This is a genomic window from Acidovorax sp. JMULE5 (assembly GCF_013376875.1).
GTDB lineage: Bacteria > Pseudomonadota > Gammaproteobacteria > Burkholderiales > Burkholderiaceae_C > Acidovorax > Acidovorax facilis.
Window position 1 is genome coordinate 2,999,761 of the sequence record NZ_CP035951.1, and the last position, 25,398, is coordinate 3,025,158.

The following is a 25,398-nucleotide window of genomic DNA, read 5'->3' on the forward strand; positions in this document are numbered from 1 at the left end:
GCAGGGGGCCCAACGCGCCGCACTGGGCGGCAGGGCCCAGGGACACGACCTATTCACCTGCGTCAGTCTTCGCTCGCCAACTTCACCCCCGCCCCCGTGCCGCAGGCATGGCAAAAGCGTGCAAAAGCGCTCTTGCGGGTGCTGCAGTGGCCGCAATGGTCGAACAGCCCAATGCCGCAATGCGGGCAAAAGTCGATCTTCTCGTTTTTCAGGTCCACCGGCCGCTCGCAGCCAGGGCACACGCTTTTGGCCAGGCGGGCCAGGGCCACGTCGTAGCTCAGCTCCTTGCGGCGCTCCTGGTCGGGCAAAGACTCGGCCAGCTTCTGGCGCTCCAGGTAGCGGTTGAGCGCCAGGATGGCGTAGCGCCCCACCACGGCCGTCACGGCAATGCCCACCACGTAGCGCACATAACCGCCGTAGCTGGGCAGGTAAGGCACCAGCTCCACAAAGAAGGCAAACAACGCAAAGAAGATGAAGCCCCACACAAACGGCCAGTAGGTGCTTTTGCGCTTCTTGACGAACAGCCAGCCCGCGGCCGCCAGCAGCGGCAGCGTGAGGGCCAGGCGATAGAGGAACACCCGCAGCTCGACCTTGCGGCGCTCGGCATTGAGCTTCACGTAGCCGTCGGACTCCATGCGGTTCAACTGCTCCTGCCGGGCGGCTGCGGTCTGGCGGGCATCCAGCGCAGCCTGCTGCTGCGCCTCGACCGCCTGCTGGGTCTTGCGTTCAGCGAGCTTGAGCACGTCCAGCGCCTGGGTGCGCGCCAGCACTTCGGGGTCCTGGTCGGCGCGCTGGGTGGCGCTGCGCGTGGCCAGCCAGTTGTTCAGGCTGGCCCTTTCTGCCTGCACCTCGCTGCGCACCTTGCTGCGCTGCAGCTGGGCCTGCTCCAGCGCGGTCTGCGCGTCCTGCTCGGCCTGGCGCGCCGTTTTGACTTCGGCGCGCAGCTTGTCGGCTGCGGCTTTGTCCAGAAAGTCGTCCACCCGCAGCGGGGTCTCGACCTTGGGCAGGTCGCCCACGATAGTGCCCCCCAGGCCGATGAGGAAGCTGGCAAACACCAGCGCCACCAGCCACAGGCCACGGCGAAACCATTTTTCAGACAGCCGCAGGGATTTGCTCATGATCATTCCCCTCTGGAAATACTATGCATTTAATAGCTGTTAGCGCTTATCCAATAGGCGCTAGAGGCCATTTCTATTCAATTTTTTACCACCAGCACCACAGGCGGTGCCGCCAGTTGCGCGCGCTGCAGCCAGGCCAGCACCGAGTCGACGGTGACGGTTTCGATGCGGTCCGAAAACCGCTTTTCGTTCGGGTGGTCGTCAAACGCGATGTTGGCCGAGCCGACCCGCCCGCCCATACGCGTGAGCGGCCCAAGCTTGAGCGTGGTGGGCTCGTAGCCCTTGAACTGCAGCCAGGCCTGGGCCTGGTCGCGCGAGCGCACGGTGGCGGGCTCCATGGCGAGCGCCAGGGTCTCCAGCGCCCACTGGTTGGACTGCTGGTATTTGCGGCCCCACGCGTAGCTGACCATGCTGTAGGGCGGATGCTGCAGCGCCTTGGTGCGGCCCTTGTCCTGCAGCACGGCGATCAGGCGCTGCTGCACCTCGGGTGTGGGCACGGCGTAAACGGCTTCGTAGCGCCACAGGTCGTCCAGGAAGAATTCGCCCAGGCCCTGGCGGTACAGGTGCCCGACCGCCGTGCCACATTCGTTGAGCTTGTGCGCCACGCGCCAGGGGCCTTCGGCCGTCTTGTAGGCCCAGCCCATGTGCGAGTAGCGCAGGCCGTATTTGCTCAGGTCCTGGCCCGCGCGGGCCAGCGCCACCACCTGTGCGCCCGACCTGGCGTGCTCGGCATCGAGCGCGGCCGAGGTCTGCTCGGCCAGCTTCATGCCGCGCTCGATCACCTGCGGCGGCACGGGCTTGCGGGATTCGCAGGAGCGGCCAGCGTGGGCCGGGGTGGCGGCCAGGAGCGCGGCACCGGCGAGGAACACCATGCCCACCACAGCAGGGATGCGCTGCGCAGGACCGCGACCAAGGTTCAGGGCTTTCACCATCGTGCCGCTCCTTACAGGCGCTCGTTGTGCAGCAAGGCACGACCGATGGCGTTGGGCACAAAGGCAATCGCCTCGCCCGCTGCCGACAGGATCACGCCCGTGCCGATCACGCTGCAGGTCACCACCGTGCCCACTGCGTAGGCTGAGCCCGCAACGCCACGGCCGACCACCTCCACACTCACCTGGGCGCCGTCCGAGGCACGCTCCAGCAGGTACACCGTGCCCACGGCCGAGGCCTCCACCGCCTTCACGGACAGCACCGCGCCGCCCACCGACAACGCTGCGGGCACTGCCACCACTGCGCCCGCAGCAGCGGAAGCCACAGACGCCGTGCCTACCACCGAGGCCACCGGCAACAGCGACAGCGCGGCAGAGGCCTCGCTCTGGGCGCGTGCGGGGGTGGTGGCCATCACGGCACACACCACACCGGCCGCGAGCAGAGCGCGAGACAGGCGGGCAGAGCCCCACGAAGAGAACACAGCATTCATCATCATTCACTCCTCAAAATGCGGCCTCACCGCGCACCCGGGGTGCCGGAGAAACCGGGTCGAAAGACCCGAAAGAAAAATCACCCGAACAGGCGGCGGATTGCCGCCTGCGCACATTCGATGCGATCAGTTCGCGCTGTTGCCGTTGGCTGCCGCATGGGCGGCTTCGCGGCGGCCTTGCAGGCGGGCGTCCATCAGATCAGCCTCGTGGCGATCGCGCAGCATCTTGGCAAGCGTGAAGGCGGTGGTGATCAGGTAGAGCCAGCTCACGCCCAGAAAGGCCTTGTAGGTCACATTGATGTCCATGCTCATCAGGCCCCAACCCGTGAGTCCCATGGCCACCGCAAAGCCGCCCCACACCACCAGCTTCCACATGGGGGTGTCGCCACCGCCACGGCGCGAAGCGCTTTCGTTGTCCCGCACAAACTTGGCCAACACAAACGCGGCCGAGAGGCAGAACACATAGCCCATCACCATGAAGGCCTGCTCCAGTTGCTCGCCAGGCAGCCATGCCAGGCCCACGGCACACAGAAAAACCGCGATGCCGAACGAGACCCACACCTGCAACTGCCAGGCCTTGGTGTCACGCTGAACAACGATGGGAGAAGAAGACATTGCAGTGGTGCCCCGGGGGGCGTTGGTTGAACACGGAGCGAATGGTGCCCAGACGTAACTTGCGTGTCTGCATTGAACCGTAACAGTGGCTACCCGCAGGCTGCCCGGTATCGTTTGGCGGTACTTTTTTACGACAAACTAGCCGAAATCCGTTGTTCTGGCCCTACGCAGCCCCTGCAACGCACCTGCGCGACAGAGCCTGCAGGCCCCGCCAAAGACAATGGCAGACACCCCGGCGTGGCAGCCCCTGATCGCTGCACGTGCTTGCTTTTTTGATGGACGGAGACCCACACCATGACCAAACCCTTTGACCTCGTCGTCCACGGCGCCACCGGCTTCACCGGCCGCCTGGTGGTCGAATACCTGCTCCAGCGCTACCCCGCTGGCAGCGGCCTGCGCTGGGCCATGGGGGGCCGCAACGCCGACAAACTCGCCGCCGTGCGCGACGAAGTGGGCGCACCGGCCGACACTCCGCTGGTCGTGACCGACACCAGCAACCCCGCCAGCCTGCAAGCGCTGATGGACGCCACGCGCCTGGTGCTGACCACCGTGGGCCCCTACCAGCTCTATGGCAACGAACTCGTGGCCGCATGCGCCCAGGCCGGTGTGGACTACGTGGACCTGTGCGGAGAGCCCGCCTGGATGCGCCAGATGATCGATGCGCACGAAGCTGCAGCCAAGGCCAGCGGCGCGCGCATTGTGTTCTCGTGTGGCTTCGACTCGATCCCGTTCGACCTGGGCGTGTTCCTGCTGCAAAAGGAGTTTGCCCAGCGCTTCGGCCACCCCGCCCCGCGCGTGCGCGGCCGGGTGCGCAAGATGAAGGGCACCTTCTCGGGCGGCACCGCCGCCAGCCTCAAGGCCACCATGGCCGCGGCTGCCACCAACCCTGCGGTGCTGGATTTGCTGAAGAACCCCTTTTCGCTCACGCCCGGGTTTGAAGGCCCGCGCCAGCCAACCGGCCACAAGCCCATGGTGGACGAGGCCCTGGGCGATGGCGTCTGGGTGGCCCCGTTCGTGATGGCCGCCATCAACACGCGCAATGTGCACCGCTCCAACTTCTTGCTGCAGCACGCCTATGGCACCGACTTTGTCTACGACGAAATGCTCATCACCGGCCCTGGCGAAAAGGGCGAGGCCATCGCCAACGCGGTGGCGGGCGACAAGTCGCTGGGCTCGGACAAAGGCCCCAAGCCCGGCGAAGGCCCTTCGCGCGAAGAGCGTGAGAACGGGTTCTACGACGTGCTGTTCCTGGGTACCGACGATGCAGGTAACACCTTGCGCGTGGGCGTGAAGGGCGACCGTGATCCGGGCTACGGCTCCACCTCCAAGATGATCACCGAAGCCGCAGTGTGCCTGCTGCAGGACGCCAAAGACACGGCTGGCGGCATCTGGACCACGGCCCCAGCCCTGGGCGACAAGCTGATTGCGCAGCTCCAGGCGAACGCAGGTTTGAGCTTTGCGGTCGAGACGGCCTGAGCACACAGCATTTCACCGATCGCAGGCGCTCCACGCAGCACGACGTGCTGGCAACAAGCGCGCGCATTTGCGAGGTCATCGACGCGCCACGGAGCGATACAAAAATCTCAGCGCCGCCCACCAGACCGGCGCTGAGATATCAAAACCACCCCATGACGCCACCTCACCCCCTGAAACGCCCGAGTGTCTGATCCAGAGCCTCCGCTTGGCCACGCAGGCTCGCCGCCGATGCCGCGGCCTCCTCCACCAATGCCGCGTTCTGGCGAATACCTTCGTCAATATCGTGGATCACGACGTGCACCTGGCCAATGCTGGCCGCTTGTAATTCGGTAGAACGGGAAATATCGGCAACCACCCCGGCAACCTGCTCGCTCGCGCCGACCATGTTCCGGATGCTGCTGTCCACCTGTGTAGCCTGCAAGGCGCCTGTTTCCACCGTTTGCAGGTTGAGATGGATCAAATCGCGAATCTCTCGGGCGGCAGTGGATGAGCGCTGCGCAAGCGTGCGAACTTCTGAGGCCACTACGGCAAAGCCCCTTCCCTGCTCGCCCGCCCGCGCTGCCTCGACGGCCGCATTGAGCGCAAGAATATTGGTTTGAAATGCAATGCCGTCGATGACCGAAACGATGTCAGACATCTGTTGCGACGAGCGCAGGATGGCCTCGATGGTCTCGGTGAATCGGCGCACTTTTTCAGCGCTGTCCGACGCCATGCCTGCGGCGTCATGGGCCTGCCGCTGCGCCTGACGAGCCAGCTCGGCATTGCTCGACACGCGTTGGGCTACATCCTCGATCGATTGGCTCACACTCTGAAGCGCCAGGGCCTGTCGCTCTGTGCGGATAGAAAGATCCATATTGCCCGAGGCAATTTCGCCTGCGGCGCACAGCGTGGAGCCAGAGGCCAGCCGCACCTCCTGGATGGCCAGGCGCATGCGCAATGCCATACGGTCAAATGCACGCATCAGGGCACCCAATTCATTGGATGCATCAGAGTCGCACTGAACACCCAGGTCACCGTCCGCTACCAAATCTGCCACGCGCACCGCCGCCGTAAGCGGACGCGTGATACTTAGGTACAACAGCCAAGCCGCCACAACAGCAATGCTGCCCCCCACCAAAACCAGGATGACGGTCATCACCCGATCTCGCTCGGCCTGCGCGGAGATGGAGGCAAAGGTGCTGTCCAGTATTTGCTTCTCTGCGGCAGCCAGCGCTTGCGCCACAGATTGCCTGCGCTGGGACAATGCATCCAACTTCTCGTCAAACAAGCTGTTGGCCTGATCTGTTTGCAACGCGGTGGCCAGCGCGATCACTTCGTCTTTGACCGGAGCAGCCTGCAGGACCAACTCGCTCAATTCTTGAACCAGCGGCTGAGACCTCGCACCATTACCGGACTGCGCAAGCTGGCTCAGTGCCTTGGTCACCCGCTCAGCAGCCTCCCGCGCACCCTGCGCTTCGTCGGCAATACGCCGGCCGTCCATCTGCACGGACATGCGCCGAAGGTGAAGCTCCTCGTCCTTCAAGGCGTTCTGTATGTCCAACGAGAACGCATGGTGGGCCATGGCCTGCGCTGCCTCACCACGGACGATCTGAAGCGTCTTTCCAGCGTTGACAAACCCCATCAGACTTTGCGCCATCAACACCAGCAGGGCGACACCAAAGCCGACCACGAGCTGCTGCGCCACACTGAGGTGCCGAAGTAGTTTCATCCGAGTTCCATCCAGGTCAGAGCATCCATGGGGCCGTCATTTCACGCCGTTCGCGCATCTGCAGCGCTATCGACCGGTGGCAAAGAAGCCAGCACACGCGCTACCATCGCCTGAACAGACTCGTCATCCACAAAGCCTGCGGCCTGTGCAGATGCGGCGTGCACGGTCGGCTGCCGCCCAAACAGTGCTTCCGTGCGAGCGTCTGGCGCATAGCGCAGATAAGTGGTGATGTCTCGTCCGGTTTGTTGGGCGATCGCCTTCACCACAGCATCTACGGACGCCTGTAGCACCGGCAGTTGCCAGCAGCGCGAGGCGGGCATGGCGCTGGCAGGCAGACGGGCACCCAGCAGAAGGTTGTCCAGGCACCGCTCCAAAGACATCCACCAGGCCGTGGCCTGCGGTGACACGGGACACACATAAGGTCGCCCCGCAGACAGTGCGTGAAAGATCTGACTCATGAAAGCGGAGCCATGCCCACTCTCGGAAACCGGTCTGGCCACAACGCCAGGCAACCGGAGGCTGCAGGCATCCAGCTCTCCACGGCGGCTGTAGTCGGCCAGCAGCAACTCAGTGGCCCACTTGTGGGTGCCATAGCTCAAAGTGGGCCGGGGGGGGTGATCCTCCGTCATGGGGTCCGGGCCGACTTCGCCATACACCGCAACCGAGCTTGCAAACACCAACCGAGGCGCGCTGGCGATCTTCTCCCGCACCGGGCCAGCCAACCCCTCCAGCAGGGCCACGGTGTCGAGCAAATTGGCCTGCACGCCCAGTGCAGGCTCGCGCTCTGCCAATGCCCCGGGCACGCTCGCCAGGTGGAACACACAGTCCGGCGGATCGTTGTGCAAGGCCTGCAAAAGGGCTGGATCGGCAAAGCTGCCCACATGCCAGCGCACACCGGGCACCTGGGCGCCGGTGGGGGCCGTGCGGTCCACAAGTGTGAGGCGCAAAGCCTTTACCCCCCCCAAACCCTGGGGCTGCGCGCGAAGACGCTGCACCAGGGCCGCACCCACAAAGCCCCCAGCGCCTGTGACGACGGTGTGCATCAGCGCACCTCGGTACTAGGCGCCACCACGCGCTGATGCACCACGCCAAAAGGCCCATCACGGCCATCGGGCCAGCGTGCCTGCATGCGCACGCGGTCACCGTAGCGCATGAACGGCGTTTTGGCCGCACCTTCGTCCAGTATCTCGATCACGCGCCGCTCGGCCAGGCAGGCAGAGCCTGCATCGCGCGCCTGGTTGGACACCGTGCCCGAACCGATGATGGTGCCGGCCGTGAGCCGCCGTGTGCGAGCCGCGTGGGCAATGAGCTGGCCGAAACTGAAATTCATTTCTCCGCCATGGGGGTGGCCAAACCACTTGCCGTTGGAGTCCACATGCAATCGTAGATGCACCCGCCCACCCTGCCAAGCGTCGCCCAATTCATCCGGCGTCACGGCCAAAGGGGCAAAGCTGGTAGACGGCTTGGCTTGCAGGAAGCCAAAGCCCGTCTTCATTTCGTGGGGGCCCAGCGCGCGCAGGCTCCAGTCATTGATCTGCACCACCAAACGCACACAGTTCAATGCCGCTTCAGGCGTCACGGCCATGGGCACCGGGCCACAGATGACGCCGAACTCGCCTTCGAAATCAATCCCATCGGCTTCGCTGGGCAAGGGCACGTCATCGCAAGGGCCCAGAAAGTCGTCGCTGGCGCCCTGGTACATGACGGGGATGGTGTCGAAATGCGGAATGGGCGGCGTGTTGAATGCCCGCTCCATCAAGCGGCCATGGTTGAGGAACGCCGATGCATCCAGCCACTGCGGACTGCGCGGCAAGGGGGCACTGCAGGTCGCGGGGTCGAAGGCGAAGATGCCGGTTACCGTACCCGCCTCCAGCGCAGCGGCGCGCTCGCGCAGGGCGGGTTCCACGGCATCCCAGTTCTGCACGGCTGCCAGCAAGCTGGTCGCTATCGGGGCGGCATCGACGGCCTGCAAGCCGGTCGAGGAAACCAGTACCAGGCGGCCGTCCAGGCTGCCGTCTTTCAGAGTTGCAAATCGCATCGCCAGTCCTATCAGGAAGAAGGTGTTTCAAGACGCAGCCCCGCAGCCCGGATGACGCGGGCATAGCGGTCTGTCTCTGCGGTCAGAAATGCGCCAAATTCGCGCGCACTCTGGGTGGGTGTATCGGCGCTGCCCAGCAAGGCCAGCTTTTCGCGCAGCTCGGGCAGGGCCAGGATGCGCACACATTCGGCGTTGAGCCGAGCGATCGCATCGGCAGGCATGGCAGAAGGCGCCAGCAGACCAAACCAGCCCGTGACCTGAAAGCCCGCCAGGCCCGGCGTTTCGGCCACCGTGGGCAGATCGGCGGGCAAGGCAGGCGAGCGCTGTGCGCCGGTCTGAGCCAGCAGGCGGACGCGCCCGTCCTTGACCATCGGGGCCACGGCCAGGGCGCTGTTGAACATCAGATTGACTTGCCCAGCCGCCAGGTCGTTGAGGGCGGGCGCAGCGCCTTTGTAAGGCACATGCAGCAGCTGCACTCCGGCCTGCTGCGCCAGCATCTCGCCCGCCAGATGCAGCACGTTACCGATCCCGGCCGATGCGTAACTGACCTGCCCGGGCTTTCGCCGGGCCAGCTCAATCAGGTCGAGCAGATTGCGCACCGGCAGAGCTGCTGGCACCGCAATCACCATGGGCCCTGGGCTGGCCACCAGGGCCACAGGGGCAAAGTCACGCTGGCTGTCATACGGCAGCCGGGGGTAAAGGCTGGCATTGATGGCATGGGCCGCACTGACCCACAGCAGGGAATGCCCGTCTGTGCTGCGCGCCACCGCCTCCGAGGCGATGATGCCGTTGGCCCCAGCGCGCGACTCCACGACCACCGGGCTACCCAGGGCCTGTCCCAGCTTGTCGGCCAGCAGGCGCGCCACCAGGTCAGAGCTGCCTCCGGCCGCGAACGGCAGGACGATACGCAACGGCCGTGAGGGCCAAGTGGCCGCCCAGGTGCTCACCGGGAGCGCCAACGCACTCGCCATCAGGGTTCTTCGGTTCAAGATGCAGTGCACGGTTTCAACTCCCATCGCTGATGGTGGTGCCGCCATCAACCACCAGGTTGTGTCCAGTCACAAAGGCCCCGGCGGGACTGGCCAGCATGGCGACCACACCGGCGACCTCATCGGGTTCTCCTGCACGCCGCAGCGGGGTGGCCTGGATGCGCCTGGCCATGAAGGCTTCATCTGCCATGAGCTGCTCGGCCAGCGGTGTGCGGATGAGGCCGGGCGACACGGCGTTGACCCGTACACCCGCAGGGCCCCACTCCACAGCCAGGTTGCGCGCCAGCTGGGCCAGGGCCGCCTTGGTCAGACCGTACAGGCCAATCGAACGGTTGCCGCGCAGGCCCGCAATGCTGGAGATGAGCACGGCACTGCCACCGCCCCGCGCCGCCATGCCGGGCAGCGCCAGCGCACACAGCCGCGCTGCGGCCCGCAGGTTGATGTCAAACACCTTATGCCAGTCGGCATCGCTGGCATCGGCCAGAGGGCCGGCGGGTCCCTGGATACCGGCGTTGCATACGAGGATGTCCAGCGGGCCGGCGCGCTCCACCAGCGCGGTGATCGCTGTGGGCACCGCCATATCGGCAGCAACACCGATGGCGTTCGGCAACGATGCCGCCACCTGCTCGCAGGCGAGTGCATCGCGGTCGGAGACCACCACGCGGGCGCCCTGGTCGGCCAGAGTGCGCGCAATCGCCAGGCCCAGGCCCTGGGTGGCACCGGTGACGAGCGCGGTGCGGCCATGCAGGTCAAAGAGGCTCATTCGACCTTGATCCCGGCCTGGCGAATGGCCAAGCCCCATCGCTGTGATTCGCTCTGGATGAACTCGCCGAATGCAGCTGGCGTGAGTGGTGCAGGCTCCAGGCCCAGCGGGCGGTAGCGGCCCAGCACTTCGGGCGATTCCAGCGCGGCCACCACCGCCTTGTGCAGCACCTCGACCACCGGCGCAGGGGTACCAGCCCGCACCATGACACCGTTCCAGCCCGGAATATCGAGGTCCGCATGCCCGGCCTCGGTCAGGGTGGGCACCTGGGGGAGCACTTGCAGGCGCTGCTCGCTGCCCACGCTGACCAGCGCGCGCAGCTTGCCTTCGCGCACCAGCGGCAGGCTCGAAGCCACCACATCGCACATGAAGTCCAGGCGCCCGGCCATCAGGTCCTGCAGCGCGGGCGCTGCGCCCTGATAGGGCACATGGGTCATGCGCGAGCGCGTCTTGATGCGCAGCTGCTCGGTCCACACATGGGGCTGGCTGCCCTGCCCGTAGGAGCCGTAGTTGAGCCCGTCACCTGCAGCAGCCGCTCGCAGCAAGTCAGCCAGGGACTGGAACGGGCTGCCCGACGGCACGACCACGACCAGTGGCGACTTGAACAACCGCGTCAGGGGCGCAAAGTCCTTGAGGGGGCTGAAGCTCAGCTTGGCGTACAGCGCCGGGTACATGGCCAGCGGGCCGATGTCGGCGTACAGCAAGGTGTGGCCATCGGCAGGCTGCTGCTTAACGTACTGCGCCGCCAGTTGCGCCGCACCGCCGGGTTTGTTCTCCACGACCACGGCTTGCTGCATGCGCTCTCCGAGCTTCTGCACCAGCAGGCGCGACATCGCGTCGCCAAAGCCCCCGGCCGGGTAAGGCACCACCCAGCTCAAGGGCCGCGTGGGGAACGGGGCCTGCGCCCACGCCCAAGGCGTCATCGCTGTGGACGCTGCAGCGCCCAGCCATTGACGGCGCGTGCTCATGGCTGTTGCTCCTTCACCAGCGCGGCCAGAGAGGACTCAAAACGTCCATCGACCAGCACAAACAACATGCGGCACGGCACGCCCGAACGGTTGGCCCACGCGTGGTTGGTGCCACGCTGCACCACCACGCTGCCGGGGCGCAGTTGCACCTCGCCATCGTCGAGCACCAGCGTCAGCTCGCCTTCGATCACCACCCCATAGTCCACCGATTCGGTGCGGTGCATGAGCGGATGGGGGGAGTCCGTCTTCACCGTAGAGGCGGCCGCATCGCCAATCTGGCTGAAGGCGTCATGCATGCGCTCGGCACCCCGGGCCAGGAACTCGGGCGTATCGGGCGGAATGTCCACGAACCGAATGCGCGTGCCACCCTGCGGGGGCGGCAGCACCAGCGGGCCGAGCGTCGGGTCCGGGCCGTTGTCCACGACGGCGGGCGATTGCAATGTGCTCCAGACCTCATGGAACACCGTGCCGGGAATGGCGGCGATCTCGACCACGGTGGGCAGCGGCCCCTGGCTGGCGACCACGGCCCGGCCTTGAGTGTTGTGGCCAGTGACCACGCGGTGGATGGATGGAAAACCCATGAGCGGACTCCTCAGTCTTCAAAAATGGCGACCGCGCGCGTCCAGCCTGCCGAGGCGCCGCGGATCTTGTGGGGGAAGCAGCTGATCGTGAAACCCGTGGCCGGCAGCGCCTCCAGGTTGTGCAGCTTTTCCAGGTGGCAGTAGCCGATATCGCGGCCTGCCTTGTGGCCCTCCCAGATCAGAGCCTTGTTGCCCGTCTCTGCCACGCGCTGGGCGGTGTACGAAAACGGCGCATCCCAGCTCCAGGCGTCGGTGCCTGTGAGGCGCACACCACGCTCCAGCAGGTACATCGTCGCTTCGTAGCCCATGCCGCAACCGGCGCCCAGGTAGTCCTTGTGCCCGTAGCGCGAACCAGCCCGGGTATTGACCACCACGATGTCGAGCGGCTGCAGCGTGTGGCCTATGCGGGCCAGCTCAGCCTCTACATCGGCCGAAGTGGCCACATAGCCATCGGGCAGGTGGCGGAAGTCCAGCTTCACACCCGGCTGAAAGCACCACTCCAGCGGCACCTCGTCGATGGTGATGGAGGGGCGGGCACCGCCGTTCTTTGCATCCTGCGTGGAGTGGAAGTGCCACGGCGCATCAAGGTGGGTGCCGTTGTGCGTGGTCAGCGTCACCCATTCGGCAGCCGCTGCTTCGCCGTCGGGGTAGTCCTCGGGCTGGGTGCCGGGGATCATGGTCATGAACTCGGGCAACGTATCGGCGTGTTTCTGGTAGGTGATCTTCGGCGCCAAGGGTGGCGGGTCGGAGAGGACATCGTTTTCCAGATAGATGGAAAGGTCCACAAAGCGGCGTTGGGGTTTGGTCATGGCAGGGGGTACAAAGCTCACTCAGGCACCACACCCACGGTGCGGGCAAGGGCCTGGTGGATCTGAATTTCGGATTGGTAAAACTTTTCCAGGGCGTCCAGCGACAGCGGCTCCTGGGGCTCGGTGCCATTGGCGCGCAGAAAGCTCTGGACCTCGGCGTCGCGCAGGGCCACGCCGAAGGCCCGGTGCAGGCGATGCACCGCCGCTTCGGGGGTATTGCGCGCCACCAGCAGCGCGCCCCAGGCGGTGTGTTCAAAGCCTTTGAGCGCTGCAGACTGTTCGCTCAAAGGCGCGGCGTGTGGCAGCAGCGAAGGCGCCTTGGCGGCAGTGCTACCGAAAGCACGCAGCTTGCCCGTCTCCAGCATGCTCAGCGCTGCGCCCCCCAGCGGCACAAAGGACAGATCGATCTGATTGCCCATGAGGTCCTGCACGACCGGTGGCACGCCCCGGTAAGGCACATGCACCAGCGGCACGCCACACAGGCGCCCCCACTGGGTCCCCATGAGGTGGATCATCGAGCCTTGCCCGATGTGCCCGAAGGTCAGCGGCTTGCCAGCGGCAGCCGCTTGCCGCGCCATGTCCACCAACTGCGCATGGGTGGTGGCGGGCATGTCGGCACGGCCCGCCAGCACATAGCTGGTCCGCCCCAGCGTGCCGACGGCGCGCATCTGCTCGGGCTTGTACCGGGCGCTGGCCAGTGACAAGGGGGTGAGGATGGGCTCGGTCTGCGAGACCACCACCACCGTCGCACCATCGGCAGGCGCGTTCAGCATGCGCTGCACACCGATCGAGCCACCGGCACCCGGCAGGTTCTCGATGACGATGGTCTGGCCCAGCTCCCGTTGCATCAGCGTCTGGAGCTTGCGTGCGAACACATCGCTGGGGTTGCCAGCGGGCTGGGGCACGATGAAGGTGATGTGCCGGCCCGACTGTGCATAGACCCATGGCGCAGCCAAGCCCGCTGCAGCCGCCACCAGGCAGGTGCGTCGGCTGAGCCGGGGCTGCGTCTGCACAAAGGGAACAGGGCGGCTCATGCCATGCCTTTCACTGCAGCTGCAGTACCCGGAGCACGGTGAATGCGTGCAAATGCATAGACCGCCACTGCGTCAATCACCAGGGCCGCCCCACCCAGGCTGCCATAGCCCCAGACCTTGACCAGGGTGCCGCCGAGGATGGGCCCAATGGCCGCGCCGAACATGAGCATGGCGGGGGTGGCGGCCAAGGCACGGCCGCTGGGATCCAGCCGCGCCAGCACGCCAAAGGCGAAGGTGTGCGTGAAGATCATCACGGCCGCAAACACTGCGGCTGCTGCGGCATAGGGGGCAAAAACGGGTGAATTCATGATCACCACCACCAGCAAGGCCTGAAGCGCAGGCCCTGCCAGCAGCACGCTGCGGGCAGCCCAGCGCTTTTCCAGCACTGCGGCCAAGACCGCCGGGAAAAGGTTGACAACGCCCAGAGCAATCAGAACGCCAGTGATCGCCTGGAGCCCGTATCCCCGGTCGCTACCCACGCGCTCCAGAAAGCTGAACGTCATGGACTGGACCAGCCCCATGGCCGCGATACCCAGGACACCCCACCAGACGGCAGCGGGCAATGGTGCGGAGGGCACTCCTGAACGCCCCGCCACGCCTGCGTTGTCGGGCACCGGAAACGCCAGCGCCGCCACCACAGCCCCCACCACCATGACCGCCGCAAAGACCTGGAACAGTACAGGCCCGCCCCGTTGGGCCACCAGCACGGGTGTGCCCCCCAGGAAAGCGATGGCAAACACCCCCAGCGCCATTCCAGCCAAGGCAAACATGCGATGGGGATTTTGGCTGCGGGCAATGGTCCCGTGGGTGACGCTCAAGGCCGCGCCCGCGCCCATACCGGACACCGCGTGCAGCACGGCCAGCAAACCAAAACTTGAGACGGAGGAAGCGACCCCAAAGCCCATAGCGGCTACGCCAAAGCCCAGTGTCGCCACCCAGCGACCCTTGAGCAGATGGAAAAACGGCGCAAGTACCAGACTGGCCGCTACAGCGCCTGCCAGAAACAGGGTGGCGAGCAAGCCGGCCTGCTGGGGGTCAAATCGATACACCGAAATGAGCGTGCCCACCCAGACAGGCAGCGCCACCAAGTCCACCATACCCGCGCAGTTCCCCACCATCAGCGCTACACGGCCCCGGAATGAATTGGTTGTAATCATGGTGCCCCCGGTTCAGATTGGCTGCGCCAGGGCCATGAGCGATTCGCGCATGATGCGCGAGTGCTCGTCCTTGTCGCCCCCACAGATCTCGATCTCGCCCAGGCGAGCGGAGTTCTCGACCACCATGCGGCACCGCTCCCAGCGGCGGGCTTCAAACGCTTCGAGCGCATTGGTGGTGTCTACAGAACGACCCAGTTCATCTGCCAGCACGAGCGCATCCTCGATGCCGATGCAGGCTCCTGATGCAAGGTGCGGTGTGGTGGCATGCACCGTATCGCCAATCAGCACCACGCGGCCCCTAGACCAGGGCCGGGGCATCAACAGTCCCTCCAACGGGCGGTACACAATCTGTGAATCGGGACCGATCTGGTCACGAATGGCCTGAAGCGTCGGCGCAGAAAACCCCTCCAGCAGCGACCGCAAATTTTCGGCAAAGGAGGCGGGGTCCACATGGTCATTGGTGGCTCGGGGCTCCGTGACAAAAAGGTACATCTCGGTCTGGGAAACCGGGTTCACCCCGGGCTTGACCCGTGGCCCCATCCACATCGTGGCCGTGTCGATTTCGGGGGGGCGTGGCAATACCGCGCGCCATACTGACTGACCGCTGTAGCGGGGCTTGGGGGCGCCGTCAAACAACGCTTCCCGGACCTTGGAATAGAGGCCATCGGCGCCAACGACGAGGTCATAGCGCTGGCTTGTGCCGTCGGTGAAGCTGACCTGCACACCGTCAGCGTCCTGCACGATGGATGTAAAAGTACAGCCCAACCGCACATGCGCACCGCAAGCCCGTGTGGCGTCAGCCAGAATGCGGGCAAGGACTGGGCGCATGATCGCACCGCCGCCCGGTACTTCGTCGCCCGCAATACGGGGTGTGGGCAGCGTGGCGACCCGCTGGCCCGAAGGTAGGTGCACATGCACGCCGTCGGCCGCATGGCCCTGCTCCAGAAAGGCACCGAGGATGCCGAGGCGCCTGAACGCCCGCAGCGTGGCACCACCGAGGCTGATGCCTGCGCCATAGCTGCGCCATCCGGGGTCGATCTCCACGAGATCGACCTGGGCGTTCAGCTTGCGCAGTTCAATGGCCGCAGCCATGCCGGAAAAACCTCCGCCAATGATCAATATGCGTTGGGAAGAAAGGCTCATGGGTTTGTCTCCTTAAGGGTTGCGTCGGCGATGTGCACCTCGCCGTTCGCTTGTAAAGTCAATGGCACAGGCGTCAGTGCGTCGCCCAGGCAAGGGCCCAGCGTGCAGCGACCAGTGGCGATCTCAAACTGTGCGCCATGGGCGGCGCAAACAATGCGATCACCCGCAGCGTTGAGGTACTGGTCTTTGCGCCAGGCCATGGGGGTGTCGTGGTGCGGGCAAGCGTCGGCATAGGCATACAACCGGTCACCATGGCGCACGACCAGCACGGTGTCCTGGCCGCTACCTGCAGGGTCAAAACCGCGCGATCCGCCGTCAGGCACATCGTTCCAATGACACAGCTTCATGATCGTCTCAGCGAGGCACGGCTGCCGGAGGTGGACCAGACGGAAACCACTTCTCGCGGTGTTGGAACAGGAACATTTGAGACGCATCGGCACTGATGGGGACCTCGCGGGCTGCCCAGGTCTCGTCATGCAGGTCCATGTCTGCGTCGTACTCCACATGGCACCCCAGGGGTGAGTTGAAATACCAGAACCAATTGCTGCCAAACTTGTGGCGCCCGGGCCCCCAGAAACTCTGGTAGCCCTTTTCAACAAACCGCGTCCCCGCCAGAAGCACATCGGTCGGGCCGCCCATGTGGAACGTGAAATGCTCACAACCCTTCATGAAAGGCGGGGTCTCAATCATGAACAGGGTGTGGTGATCCTGGGTACCTGCGGGGCGCAAGAACGGTCCCACACCCGTAAAGCGGTCGGTGCAGACGAACCCCAACCGGGTATAGAAAGCCTCGGCCTTGGCCACGTCTGGAACAAAGTACACCACGTGCGACAACGAGCGAGGCCGGGCGGCCATGTCTGGCGACAGGCCGAGCGCATTGGGCCCGCGCTGTGGCGCAGCGCCCGGTGCGTTGACCGACTCCGCGGGCAAGGCAATCGGCTTGCGCACAGTGACCTGGAACGCCAGCGCAAAGCCCAGGTCGTCGGTGGTGCGCAGCACGCCACCATGCCGCGAGACGGTGCGGTCGCGCGCCAGCTCTTGCTCAATCGCATCCAGCGTTGCAGCATCCGCCACTCCGTACACGGTTTCCCGCAACATGCTGGCTGTTCCCAAAGAAGGCGGTAACGCGGGGTGGTCCTTGGGACGGATCTCCACAGCAGTGCCGTCCAGCGCCTCAAAGCGCCCGCCAGCAGCGGTGACGCCCACAGGAGTGAGGCCGTAGTCGGTGAGGTACTGGGCGCAGGCAGCGACGTCGTCCACGCCAAAAACGAGCGCGTCGGGTCCAATGATGTTCATCTGTTGATCCTTGGTTGTGTGGGTTGTCAGGGCAGGTGCGAGGCTCTCAGGCGGTATGACCACCCAGGGTCTCGGCCACCCAGTCGGCGATGTAGTGGCCGGCATTGATGCTGTTGTCAAAGCTGGCGTGCTGTGATCCACCCTCGCGGTCGGTGAACACCTTGAGTTCGCGCTGGGGGCTGTTGACCAGCTGCTCGTAGGTGCGGTGCGCCCACTTGAGCGGGATCTGCGAGTCGCGCTCGCCGTGCGTCACCAGGAACGGCACCTTGATCTTCTCGACCACGCCATCGAGGTGCACGTTTTCTGCGATGCGCATGAAGTCGTCCACATCCTTGGCGCCCCAGACCCAGCACACGTGGGCCCAGTAGTGCGGCACAGGGAAGTCGCCCTCTTTCTCCAACCGGCGCTTCTGCACATCGCGCCAGTCGTGGTTGGCGCCCCAGGCCACGCCGCAGGCAAAACGCGGCTCCATGGCCACGGCGCGCGGGCAGTAGTAGCCGCCCAGCGAAACGCCTTCGCAGCCGATGCGTTTCGGGTCCACGGCGGGGTGCTGCTCCAGCCAGTCGACCACGCGGCTGGCCCAGTGTTCGGCGTCGAAGCGCGCGGTCAGTCCCTGCAGGCGCAGCGCCTCGCCGGTACCCGGCTGGTCCACCACCAGGGAGGACACGCCGCGCTTGGCGAGCCACACCGGCAGACCCACGAGGTGTTTCATCTCCTTGCTTGAATCCAGGCCGTTGAGCTGCACGCACAGGGGTGCTCGTTCGCCGGGCTTCAGGCCGTTGGCGGGGTAGTACAGGGCCGAGAGGTGTTTGCCTTCGTAGGGAATCTCCACGCGCTGGACCGGGTCGCCCATGAGGCGCGAGCCCTGGAGGAACAGCGCCAGCGCGCGTTGGTAAATCGCCAGGCGACCGGGCGCGTTGTGCGCCTGCAGGCGCTCGGCGGTGATCAGGTAGCTGGACGCGCGACGGTATTTTTCGCCAGCAGACAACAAACGACCTTTGGCTTCGTCCTCTTCAGCCAGGCCGCAGAGCCGGTCGGCCATGCTCACCCAGGTCTCTCGGAAGGCCGCCGTGCCGGCGGCATCGGGCGCCTTGGCGGCCTCTTGCAGGGGAGCGCACATTTGCTCGATCTCGCCGATGCGCGCGCCCATCTCGATGGCGAGATTGACGGAGAGGTTCCAGACGTAGTTGGTGGGGAAGTACTTGAACATGGTGTAACTCAGGGTTTGACGGAAGGGCGTGCGGCGCGCGGGCCGATGCCCAGCGTGCCAAAAAAGACGGCCGTGGGCGCGTCGGAAAAGTCAGGGACAAAGCGGAAGGACTGGATCCGCCCATCGGTCACACGGAGCACATCGCGGCCCACGATGCGTTCCACACCGGGACGGCGATACAGCTCGCTGCGCACCTCCAGCAGCGCAGACACCCGATCCCCATCCACCTCGGTGCTCAGCACAGACAAGCGGGCCTGCGGTCGAACCACCGTGGCGTCGATGTAGTGGGCCAGGCAGGTGGGGTTGTCCATGGCCGGAGTGCAGCCGGGAAAGTCCGATCGCTCCACCTCCGGCGCGATGAGCGCGCGCACGGCGGCCATGTCACCCGCATGGACTGCGGCGATATAGCGATCAAGCACTGCGGCCGATTGGGGGCTGGGCTGGGCCTGTGCGCTGACGCATGCCAGCAACAGACCGGCAGCAACGCACATCGTGTGGATCGTGGTCATGGTTCGTCCTCGTTGTCAGTCAATGAGCGCCCTGCGGCACCCCGTGCAAGCCGCGCCCAGTTGCACGGGCGTTGGCGACCGGCGTCGCGGGCTTCAGTAAAAAGTGGGCCAGTGCGGGCAACAACACCAGGGCCCCCAGCATGTTCCAGAGGAACATGAACGCCAGCAGCAAGCCCATGTCGGCCTGGAACTTGATCGGGCTCGCCACCCAGGTGATCACGCCCACGGCCAACGTCACACCCGTCAGCATCACCACCTTGCCGGTGAACAGCAGGGCGCGGTAGTACGCCTCCGACAGGCTCTTACCTTCGCGCAGTTGCGACAGCGTGATGGACAGGATGTAAAGCGCATAGTCCACACCGATGCCCACGCCCAGCGCAATCACCGGCAGCGTGGCGACCTTCACGCCCATGCCCAGCGCCACCATCAACGCTTCGGCGAGGAAGGACGTGACCACCAGCGGCAACACGGCCACCACCACCGCCTTCCACGAGCGGAAGGTCACAAAACACAGCACGACCACCGCCCCGTACACCATCAGCAGCATGGTTCGCCACGCGTCCTTGACCACGATGTTGGTGGCCGCCTCAATGCCCGCAGTCCCGGCGGCCAGCAGAAACTGGGTGTCTGCCGTGTTGTTGCGCTGGGCAAAGGCCTCGATGTGGCCCACGACGCGCGCCAGGGTGTCGGCCTTGTGGTCGCGCAGATAGACGTACACCGTCAACAACCCACAGGCATCGTTGTAGAGCCCACGGGGTGCGCTGGCCGTCACGGTGTTGAGCATGTCCTGGTTGGGCAAGAACTCGTACCACCGTGGGTTGCCTTCGTTGAGGCCCGACAGCACCCGGCGGTTGAGCAGAGAGAGCGAGTTGGTGCTCTCGACGCCGTCGATCTGGCGCAGCTCCCATTCGAGCGCATCGACCTTGTTCAGCGCGTCGAATTGGGAGCACTGGCCCTCGGGCGTCTTGACCATCACCGCCAGCACGTCACTGCCCGCGCCGTAGGCTACGTTCATGAATCCCACATCGCGGTTGTAGCGGCTGTCTGCGCGCAACTCGGGCGCCCCCGGGTCCAGGTCGCCAATCTTGAGCTGCGTGCTGACAAGAAAGCCCCCCACCCCCATGACCAGCCCGGTGGCCACGGCCACGGTGGCCCAAGGGCGCTGGGTGAAGCGGTCGAGCAGGGCCCACAGCGGGTGTTTGGCAGCGCCCGCCGCATCAGCCTGTTCGGTGCGCAGGCTGCGCTCGGCAGCCACCGCACTGACGCCGGTGTAGCTCAACAAAATGGGCAACAGGATCAGGTTGGTGAAGATCAGCACCGCCACGCCAATCGACGCGGCAATCGCCAGTTCGCGGATCACCTGGATGTCGATGACCAGCAGCACGGCAAACCCAACTGCGTCTGCCAGCAGCGCCGTCAGGCCTGCCAGGAACAGGCGCCTGAAGGTGAAGCGCGCAGCCACCAGCTTGTCCACGCCCCGTCCCACGTCCTGCATGATGCCGTTCATCTTTTGCGCACCATGGCTCATGCCGATGGCAAACACCAGAAACGGCACCAGGATGGAATACGGGTCGAGTGCATACCCCAGCAAAGGCAGCAGGCCCAGCTGCCACACCACGGCCACCAGCGACGCCAGCACCACCAGCAGCGTGGAACGGATGCAGCGCGTGTACCAGAACACCATGGCCGTGGCGATGGCTACCGCGATGGCAAAGAACACCAGCACGGCCCGCACGCCATCAATCAGGTCGCCCACGATCTTGGCAAAGCCGGTGATGTGGATAGCCACGCCTTCGGCCTCGTACTTGCCGCGCAGCGTCTCCAGCTGCCGCGACAGCAGGGCGTAGTCGAGCGACTGGCCCTGGGCATCCTTGGCCAGCAGGGGCACAAAGATCACGGTCGATGCGGCATCGCGCGCTACCGTCTGGCCGATCTCTCCGGAGCGCGCCACGTTCGCCGCGAGTTGCTGCAGCTTGGCTGACGATCCATCAAAACCATCGGGAATGACCGGCCCGCCTTCCAGGCCCTCTTCGGTGACACCCACCCAGCGTGTGGTGGGGGTCCACAGCGACTTCATCCGAGCACGGTCCACACCCGGCAGCAGGAAGACTTCGTCAGACAGGCGGCGCAGCGTGTCCAGGTACTGCGCGTCATAGATGTTGCCCTGGGGGTGGGCAACGGCCACGCGCACCGCATTGCCTAGGCCACTGAGTTCCGACTGGTAGGCCAGAAAATTCTGGATGTAGGGGTGGCTGGTGGGAATAGTCTTTTCAAAGCTGGCATTGAGCTGCAGCCGTGTGGCCTGCCAGCCCAGCAGGGCAGTGACCAAAGCACACAACAGCACCACCACCGCGCGGTGGTTGAACAGCGCGCGCTCGATCAGCGAGCCCGAGCGGGTATCGAAGGAGTGCACGCTCATGGCCGTGCCTTCTGTGCCACCACAGGCACTACACCGGCTACGCCCAGCGCGAGCAAGGGGCCCTCGCGCTGCGGCAGCAGCGCAGACGGCACGGGTACGGGCACCGCGTTCAGGGGCACCAGTGCCTCGCCCTGCTGACGCAGCACTGCGCCCGCCTGTGTGGCGAACCACAGCCCATCTTTGCCATCGTCGGCCACGGCGGTGATCGTGCTTTGGGTTGGCGATGCTAGCTGCGACCAGGTGTTGCCCGCGTCGTCCGAGCGCCAGGCGTTGCCCCGCAGGCCCGCCAGGACCACACGCCCGTTGGCGTTCAGATCGCCCGCAAACCAGCTGCCCTTGTAAGGCGATGGCAAAGCCTCAAACGTAGCGCCGCCGTCGCTGGAGCGGGCTAGCAGCCCTTGCTCACCCGCCAGCAGCAGGGTATTGCCCTGGCGCCGCGCCACATACCAGTGCAGGGCCTTGGGATTGGGCAACCTGCCCATCCAGGGCGCCCAGGTCTGTCCGCCATCGGCTGTGTAGAAGGCCAAGCCATAGGCGCCCACCGCCAGCATGCGCTGGGCGTCCCACACCACCACATCCATGAAAGGCTTTTCCGGGCCATCGGCCACCAGGCGCTCTGCGTCCTGCTGCGCCTGGGGCGTGGTAGCGGCCGCCTTGGCCAACGCGGCCAGGCGGCGGCCGTCCAGCCGCAGCACCCAGCTGGCGCCAGCATCGGCCGTAGTCAGCACCGTGCCGCCATGCCCCACGGCCACACCGTGGCGTTCGTCCGCGAAGCGCACCATCGTCAGGCTCACACTGACCGGGCAGGCCGCCTGGCGCCAGGTCGCGCCCCGGTCGTCGGACAGCGCGACCACTCCGCGCTCGCCCACCGCCACCAGCCGCGGCCCCGCAGTGGCCGCCGCCAGCAGCACGGCGCGCTGAGGTGCCTTCACGCTCAGTGCGGGGCGCTGGAGTGCATCCCCCACCTGTGCGAAGGCGCAGCCCGCCCCCGCCGCAGCGATGGCTGCAGCTACATAGATCGCAATACGCATGGTTCCGTCCCGCTCAGCGGACACCCTCGCCCGCCATGGCATCGGGCGAGAAGAAGCTGTCCGGGCGACGCGGCACGATCTTGTAGTGCTGGTTGCGCTCGTTGACCACGCCGCTGGCATACCAGGCACCAGAGATCAGATCGTTGAAGCCCCACTGCTGCTGCGGCGTGGTGGCAGGAAGGTCAGGCATCACCACCGGGTGGGACCAGATGGTCTTCCACAGCTGGCCCTTGGCATCCCAGCGGTCGCCCAGCACGGCCACCCAGGTGTCTTCGTCCACGTAGTAGCGGCTCTTGGGTGCCTGGTGGCGCTGGCCGGACTTGAGGGTGGCCTCCACCACCCACACGCGGTGCAGCTCCCAGCGCACGTGGTCGGGGTTCAGGTGATTGGCCAATAGCACATCGCTGTCCTTGGTCGGCGTATGCAGGCGGTTGCTGTTGTAGGGGATCAGCATCTCCTGCTTGCCCACGACCTTCCAGTCGAAGCGGTCGTTGCGCCCAGCAAAAACGTCGATTTCGTCGAAACTTGCCACACCTGCGGTGGCAGGCGTGGGCGTGTCGCAGCAGGCATTGGGCAGCTTGCGCACGCGGCGCTGCCCCGTCAGGTACACCCACGATGCGCTCTTGTCCTGGTCCAGGTGCGACCGGCCCGTGATGGCCTCGCCCGCACGCACCGGTGGGCCGCTGTTGACCAGGCGGATGGTCCAGTACTCGCCTGTGAACTTGTCGTGCTGGCCTTGGGCGTAGTAGGGCATCTGGAAGTCGCCGCGCCCCTCCACCGACAGCACGCGCTGGCCATTGGCCGTGCCCAGGTAGCCCCGGAAGTCGGCCTGCCAGGCCTCTCCACGCCAGTGAAGTTCATGGTTGGCCATGATCTCCTCGCCGGTCTTGGGGATGGGGAATGGAATGCCACCATAGGCACCCGTGACCTTCTCGCCATCGAGCTTGGCCTGCACGGCATTCTTGGCTGTGTAGTCATACACCCACTGCGGCGCAGCGGCGGTGCGGTGCGTTTTGTACACATCGACCCGGAAGGTCTGCGGGTATTTTTTAAGCAGGGCCTGGGTGCCTTCGGTCAGCTTGCTCGCATGCTCGGCCATGTTGGCGGCGGTGACGCTGTACAGCGGCTTTTCGCCCGCGAACGGGTCGCCCCGGCGCCCGCCATTCTGGAACCCCGCGATGGGGGTGGTGTAGCCACCACTCCACGCGGGGATGGTGCCCTCCTTGTTGCCCGCGCGCTCGGCCCCCAGGGGGGTCAGCTCGGTTTTGAGTTTGGCGGCTTCCTCGGCGCTCACGGCGGCGTGTGCAGCGCCCAGGGCCACAGACGACAGCAGGCAGACGCCCGCGATGTGCAGGTAGTGCTTCATGACAGAATTCCAGATCAGAAAGTGGTGCGGACCGAGAGCGTCAGCGAGTTGCGGTCTTTGAGCGCTTGCTTGTATTGCGCGTTGTTGGCGGCATCGAGCGTGGGCGCGGCCTTGCCCAGGTAATGCACATAATTCAGCGATACGTTCCACGTGCCCAGGTACACCCCGGCCAGACCGAGGTTGATGTCGCCGCCCTTGTCCACCCCAAAACCCGGGCCAACGGCTGACGAGGCGCCGAACGTGTAGCCCATGCCGATGGAGGGGGTGAGGTCCAGACCCGGCAGCACCTGCCGGTAGCTGGGCGAATACACCATGCGCACGCCAGTGGCCGATTTGTCAGCATTGGGGTTGAGCATCTGCGCATTGCGTGTGACCTTGGTGCGCTGGTTCCAGGCCACCTCGCCCACAAAGGACGCTTCGCGCGATATCCACGAAGGGCCCAGCGATGCGATCCAGGACACTTGCGCGTGCGCTGTCTCGCCCACCGCGTAGCCCGGGTTGCTGTTGTTGTTGAGGCCCGCATTCACGCCAATGGTGGCCAGGGTGGACTGCCCAGAGCTGGCCAGGGGCGCGTTGTGGCGTACCGAGACTTCGCCCGCCAGGCCCCAGTTATCAATCGTCTTGGAGAAACTCGCGCCATAGGCGCGCACACCCTCGTGGTACATCCAGCGGTAGCTGCTGGCCCTCAGCGCGGGGGGCAGGCCTACCAGCACGTTGTTGATGTTGCTGGGGGTGGTGGCGTGGTAGCGGATGGCATAAAACCCCAGATCGGTATCGATGGACTCGACCCGCCAGCGCAGCTGCAGGCCGCCCTGGCCCGAGTTCTTGGCGTCCAGATCCGCCTGCCGGATGAACGTGCCCGTGGGCCCCGCATTGATGCGCTCTGCACCCGGGCCCAGCGAATCACTGGTCGAGAGGTAGGCCCCCACGGGCATCAGCCGGGTCTTCTCCCACTCGTAGTTCACATACGCGCCCACCGTCACGTCGGACGACAGTTGCACCTGCCCCGAGACCTTGCCGGTCGGCCGGGCCACTTCCTTGAAGGTGGAGTTGGGTACCGACAGCAGCTTGATCAGGTCCAGCGGGGCCTGGCCGCCCGCGATGCCGTTGGCGCCAAAGAACAGGCTCTCTCCCCACAACAGGGTGTGGCGGCCCAGGCGCACCGTGGCTGGCTTGTCGGCCACATCAAAGCGCCCGTACACAAAGGCGTCCAGCAGCTCGGCCTTGCGCCCCATGAGCTTGCGGGTCTCCGTCGGAAACTCGCTCGCAGGGCTGTGGTTGGACGTGGAGCTGGTGTTGTCCGTATGGCTGTTGTAGGCCTGGTCGTACCAGGCCGCCGCACTCAGGCGCGCACCGTAGCTAGGGCCGGTCAGATCCAGCTCGCTGAGCAGGTCCACGCGGTTGGACACCACACCACGCTTGAAATTGTTGTTGCCGTCGTTCTGGTTGGCCGTCACGGGCAACACGGAAGACAACTCAGGCAAGGCCGTGTTGAGGCGGCCAGTGAGGCTGTATTTGACGGTGTTGTCCCAGCGCAGCTTCCAGTCGGGGTTGCCAGTGTCCAGCTCGATGGCAGAAACACAGGGGGTGACAGCCAGAGTGGCAAGGGCCAGCGTGAGGCGGCTTCTGCGGCTTTGGGCAGCACCCCGCCGCACTGCGCCTGATGGGCAGTGTTTCATCATTTGTCTCCGTTCTGTTTTTTTGGGAATCTGATGACCAAAGGGGCTGGACATCGGTTCGGTGGCTAC

24 protein-coding genes are annotated in these 25,398 nt (G+C 65.4%); 1 reads left to right on the forward strand and 23 read right to left on the reverse strand.

Going from position 1 to position 25,398, the window contains the following annotated elements; translation table 11 throughout:
• Nucleotides 1–62: 62 nt before the first annotated feature.
• From EXV95_RS13530 to EXV95_RS13545, 4 genes are all read right to left on the reverse strand, one after another.
• Nucleotides 63–1,118 carry a zinc ribbon domain-containing protein gene (locus EXV95_RS13530; RefSeq protein ID WP_176887247.1) on the reverse strand — a complete coding sequence of 352 codons (1,056 nt, stop codon included), beginning with the start codon at nt 1,116–1,118 and terminating at the stop codon, nt 63–65.
• A 77-nt stretch (nt 1,119–1,195) separates the two neighbouring features.
• A complete protein-coding gene (locus EXV95_RS13535; protein WP_176889041.1) occupies nt 1,196–1,990 on the reverse strand; it encodes a DUF2145 domain-containing protein in 795 nt (264 codons plus the stop codon).
• A 71-nt stretch (nt 1,991–2,061) separates the two neighbouring features.
• The gene (locus tag EXV95_RS13540; protein WP_121508389.1) at nt 2,062–2,544 is read right to left on the reverse strand and encodes a hypothetical protein; all 483 of its coding nucleotides are present in this window, start codon (nt 2,542–2,544) and stop codon (nt 2,062–2,064) included.
• 120 nt (nt 2,545–2,664) lie between these two features.
• A complete protein-coding gene (locus EXV95_RS13545; protein ID WP_176887248.1) occupies nt 2,665–3,153 on the reverse strand; it encodes a YiaA/YiaB family inner membrane protein in 489 nt (162 codons plus the stop codon).
• Between the two features lie 294 nt (nt 3,154–3,447).
• Here EXV95_RS13545 and EXV95_RS13550 point away from each other — a divergent pair, with 294 nt between their 5' ends.
• Entirely contained in the window at nt 3,448–4,629 is a 1,182-nt protein-coding gene (locus tag EXV95_RS13550; RefSeq protein ID WP_176887249.1) for a trans-acting enoyl reductase family protein, read from the forward strand.
• A 163-nt stretch (nt 4,630–4,792) separates the two neighbouring features.
• Here the strand turns inward: EXV95_RS13550 and EXV95_RS13555 are convergent, their stop codons facing one another.
• From EXV95_RS13555 to EXV95_RS13645, 19 genes are read right to left on the reverse strand one after another with little or no spacing between them, the layout of a single operon-like run.
• Nucleotides 4,793–6,337 (reverse strand): methyl-accepting chemotaxis protein, encoded by a 1,545-nt coding sequence (locus EXV95_RS13555; RefSeq protein WP_176887250.1) that lies wholly within the window; start codon nt 6,335–6,337, stop codon nt 4,793–4,795.
• Between the two features lie 41 nt (nt 6,338–6,378).
• Nucleotides 6,379–7,380, reverse strand: a complete 1,002-nt coding sequence (locus tag EXV95_RS13560) for an NAD-dependent epimerase/dehydratase family protein (RefSeq protein ID WP_176887251.1) — start codon at nt 7,378–7,380, stop codon at nt 6,379–6,381.
• The gene (locus tag EXV95_RS13565; RefSeq protein ID WP_176887252.1) at nt 7,380–8,375 is read right to left on the reverse strand and encodes a fumarylacetoacetate hydrolase family protein; all 996 of its coding nucleotides are present in this window, start codon (nt 8,373–8,375) and stop codon (nt 7,380–7,382) included. Before EXV95_RS13565 ends, EXV95_RS13560 begins: the two co-directional genes overlap by 1 nt.
• 11 nt (nt 8,376–8,386) lie before the next feature.
• Nucleotides 8,387–9,364: a tripartite tricarboxylate transporter substrate binding protein gene (locus EXV95_RS13570; protein ID WP_176887253.1), complete on the reverse strand. Its 978-nt coding sequence runs from the start codon at nt 9,362–9,364 to the stop codon at nt 8,387–8,389.
• 16 nt (nt 9,365–9,380) lie between these two features.
• A complete protein-coding gene (locus EXV95_RS13575) occupies nt 9,381–10,127 on the reverse strand; it encodes an SDR family NAD(P)-dependent oxidoreductase (protein ID WP_176887254.1) in 747 nt (248 codons plus the stop codon).
• A complete protein-coding gene (locus EXV95_RS13580) occupies nt 10,124–11,095 on the reverse strand; it encodes a tripartite tricarboxylate transporter substrate binding protein (RefSeq protein ID WP_176887255.1) in 972 nt (323 codons plus the stop codon). Before EXV95_RS13580 ends, EXV95_RS13575 begins: the two co-directional genes overlap by 4 nt.
• Nucleotides 11,092–11,676 carry a cupin domain-containing protein gene (locus tag EXV95_RS13585; RefSeq protein ID WP_176887256.1) on the reverse strand — a complete coding sequence of 195 codons (585 nt, stop codon included), beginning with the start codon at nt 11,674–11,676 and terminating at the stop codon, nt 11,092–11,094. Before EXV95_RS13585 ends, EXV95_RS13580 begins: the two co-directional genes overlap by 4 nt.
• Nucleotides 11,677–11,687: 11 nt before the next feature.
• A complete protein-coding gene (locus EXV95_RS13590; protein WP_176887257.1) occupies nt 11,688–12,485 on the reverse strand; it encodes a cyclase family protein in 798 nt (265 codons plus the stop codon).
• A gap of 17 nt (nt 12,486–12,502) precedes the next feature.
• Nucleotides 12,503–13,519: a tripartite tricarboxylate transporter substrate binding protein gene (locus EXV95_RS13595; protein WP_176887258.1), complete on the reverse strand. Its 1,017-nt coding sequence runs from the start codon at nt 13,517–13,519 to the stop codon at nt 12,503–12,505.
• Nucleotides 13,516–14,676 carry an MFS transporter gene (locus tag EXV95_RS13600; protein WP_176887259.1) on the reverse strand — a complete coding sequence of 387 codons (1,161 nt, stop codon included), beginning with the start codon at nt 14,674–14,676 and terminating at the stop codon, nt 13,516–13,518. Before EXV95_RS13600 ends, EXV95_RS13595 begins: the two co-directional genes overlap by 4 nt.
• 12 nt (nt 14,677–14,688) lie before the next feature.
• Entirely contained in the window at nt 14,689–15,819 is a 1,131-nt protein-coding gene (locus EXV95_RS13605; protein WP_176887260.1) for an FAD-dependent oxidoreductase, read from the reverse strand.
• Nucleotides 15,816–16,166, reverse strand: coding sequence for a Rieske (2Fe-2S) protein (locus EXV95_RS13610; RefSeq protein WP_176887261.1), 351 nt, complete (start codon nt 16,164–16,166; stop codon nt 15,816–15,818). Before EXV95_RS13610 ends, EXV95_RS13605 begins: the two co-directional genes overlap by 4 nt.
• A gap of 7 nt (nt 16,167–16,173) precedes the next feature.
• Nucleotides 16,174–17,115, reverse strand: a complete 942-nt coding sequence (locus EXV95_RS13615; RefSeq protein ID WP_176887262.1) for a VOC family protein — start codon at nt 17,113–17,115, stop codon at nt 16,174–16,176.
• A gap of 46 nt (nt 17,116–17,161) precedes the next feature.
• Nucleotides 17,162–18,325: a S9 family peptidase gene (locus EXV95_RS13620; protein ID WP_055401979.1), complete on the reverse strand. Its 1,164-nt coding sequence runs from the start codon at nt 18,323–18,325 to the stop codon at nt 17,162–17,164.
• An 8-nt stretch (nt 18,326–18,333) separates the two neighbouring features.
• Nucleotides 18,334–18,834, reverse strand: coding sequence for a nuclear transport factor 2 family protein (locus tag EXV95_RS13625; protein ID WP_176887263.1), 501 nt, complete (start codon nt 18,832–18,834; stop codon nt 18,334–18,336).
• Between the two features lie 19 nt (nt 18,835–18,853).
• Nucleotides 18,854–21,253, reverse strand: a complete 2,400-nt coding sequence (locus tag EXV95_RS13630) for an RND family transporter (protein ID WP_176887264.1) — start codon at nt 21,251–21,253, stop codon at nt 18,854–18,856.
• Entirely contained in the window at nt 21,250–22,284 is a 1,035-nt protein-coding gene (locus tag EXV95_RS13635) for a hypothetical protein (RefSeq protein ID WP_176887265.1), read from the reverse strand. Before EXV95_RS13635 ends, EXV95_RS13630 begins: the two co-directional genes overlap by 4 nt.
• Before the next feature lie 13 nt (nt 22,285–22,297).
• Complete coding sequence (locus tag EXV95_RS13640) at nt 22,298–23,650, reverse strand: DUF1329 domain-containing protein (protein ID WP_176887266.1); 1,353 nt, start codon at nt 23,648–23,650, stop codon at nt 22,298–22,300.
• A gap of 14 nt (nt 23,651–23,664) precedes the next feature.
• Entirely contained in the window at nt 23,665–25,329 is a 1,665-nt protein-coding gene (locus EXV95_RS13645) for a DUF1302 domain-containing protein (RefSeq protein WP_176887267.1), read from the reverse strand.
• Nucleotides 25,330–25,398: the final 69 nt, after the last annotated feature.

What these genes read in the sequence shown, in the direction of transcription:
- EXV95_RS13545 (WP_176887248.1), bottom strand. Translation starts at nt 3,153, where the DNA reads ATGTCTTCTTCTCCCATCGTTGTTCAGCGTGACACCAAGGCCTGGCAG.
- EXV95_RS13535 (WP_176889041.1), bottom strand. Translation starts at nt 1,990, where the DNA reads ATGGTGTTCCTCGCCGGTGCCGCGCTCCTGGCCGCCACCCCGGCCCAC.
- EXV95_RS13620 (WP_055401979.1), bottom strand. Translation starts at nt 18,325, where the DNA reads ATGTTCAAGTACTTCCCCACCAACTACGTCTGGAACCTCTCCGTCAAT.
- EXV95_RS13590 (WP_176887257.1), bottom strand. Translation starts at nt 12,485, where the DNA reads ATGACCAAACCCCAACGCCGCTTTGTGGACCTTTCCATCTATCTGGAA.
- EXV95_RS13555 (WP_176887250.1), bottom strand. Translation starts at nt 6,337, where the DNA reads ATGAAACTACTTCGGCACCTCAGTGTGGCGCAGCAGCTCGTGGTCGGC.
- EXV95_RS13630 (WP_176887264.1), bottom strand. Translation starts at nt 21,253, where the DNA reads ATGAGCGTGCACTCCTTCGATACCCGCTCGGGCTCGCTGATCGAGCGC.
- EXV95_RS13575 (WP_176887254.1), bottom strand. Translation starts at nt 10,127, where the DNA reads ATGAGCCTCTTTGACCTGCATGGCCGCACCGCGCTCGTCACCGGTGCC.
- EXV95_RS13540 (WP_121508389.1), bottom strand. Translation starts at nt 2,544, where the DNA reads ATGATGATGAATGCTGTGTTCTCTTCGTGGGGCTCTGCCCGCCTGTCT.
- EXV95_RS13550 (WP_176887249.1), top strand. Translation starts at nt 3,448, where the DNA reads ATGACCAAACCCTTTGACCTCGTCGTCCACGGCGCCACCGGCTTCACC.
- EXV95_RS13610 (WP_176887261.1), bottom strand. Translation starts at nt 16,166, where the DNA reads ATGAAGCTGTGTCATTGGAACGATGTGCCTGACGGCGGATCGCGCGGT.
- EXV95_RS13615 (WP_176887262.1), bottom strand. Translation starts at nt 17,115, where the DNA reads ATGAACATCATTGGACCCGACGCGCTCGTTTTTGGCGTGGACGACGTC.
- EXV95_RS13585 (WP_176887256.1), bottom strand. Translation starts at nt 11,676, where the DNA reads ATGGGTTTTCCATCCATCCACCGCGTGGTCACTGGCCACAACACTCAA.
- EXV95_RS13635 (WP_176887265.1), bottom strand. Translation starts at nt 22,284, where the DNA reads ATGCGTATTGCGATCTATGTAGCTGCAGCCATCGCTGCGGCGGGGGCG.
- EXV95_RS13605 (WP_176887260.1), bottom strand. Translation starts at nt 15,819, where the DNA reads ATGAGCCTTTCTTCCCAACGCATATTGATCATTGGCGGAGGTTTTTCC.
- EXV95_RS13625 (WP_176887263.1), bottom strand. Translation starts at nt 18,834, where the DNA reads ATGACCACGATCCACACGATGTGCGTTGCTGCCGGTCTGTTGCTGGCA.
- EXV95_RS13640 (WP_176887266.1), bottom strand. Translation starts at nt 23,650, where the DNA reads ATGAAGCACTACCTGCACATCGCGGGCGTCTGCCTGCTGTCGTCTGTG.
- EXV95_RS13565 (WP_176887252.1), bottom strand. Translation starts at nt 8,375, where the DNA reads ATGCGATTTGCAACTCTGAAAGACGGCAGCCTGGACGGCCGCCTGGTA.
- EXV95_RS13600 (WP_176887259.1), bottom strand. Translation starts at nt 14,676, where the DNA reads ATGATTACAACCAATTCATTCCGGGGCCGTGTAGCGCTGATGGTGGGG.
- EXV95_RS13530 (WP_176887247.1), bottom strand. Translation starts at nt 1,118, where the DNA reads ATGAGCAAATCCCTGCGGCTGTCTGAAAAATGGTTTCGCCGTGGCCTG.
- EXV95_RS13560 (WP_176887251.1), bottom strand. Translation starts at nt 7,380, where the DNA reads ATGCACACCGTCGTCACAGGCGCTGGGGGCTTTGTGGGTGCGGCCCTG.
- EXV95_RS13580 (WP_176887255.1), bottom strand. Translation starts at nt 11,095, where the DNA reads ATGAGCACGCGCCGTCAATGGCTGGGCGCTGCAGCGTCCACAGCGATG.
- EXV95_RS13595 (WP_176887258.1), bottom strand. Translation starts at nt 13,519, where the DNA reads ATGAGCCGCCCTGTTCCCTTTGTGCAGACGCAGCCCCGGCTCAGCCGA.
- EXV95_RS13645 (WP_176887267.1), bottom strand. Translation starts at nt 25,329, where the DNA reads ATGAAACACTGCCCATCAGGCGCAGTGCGGCGGGGTGCTGCCCAAAGC.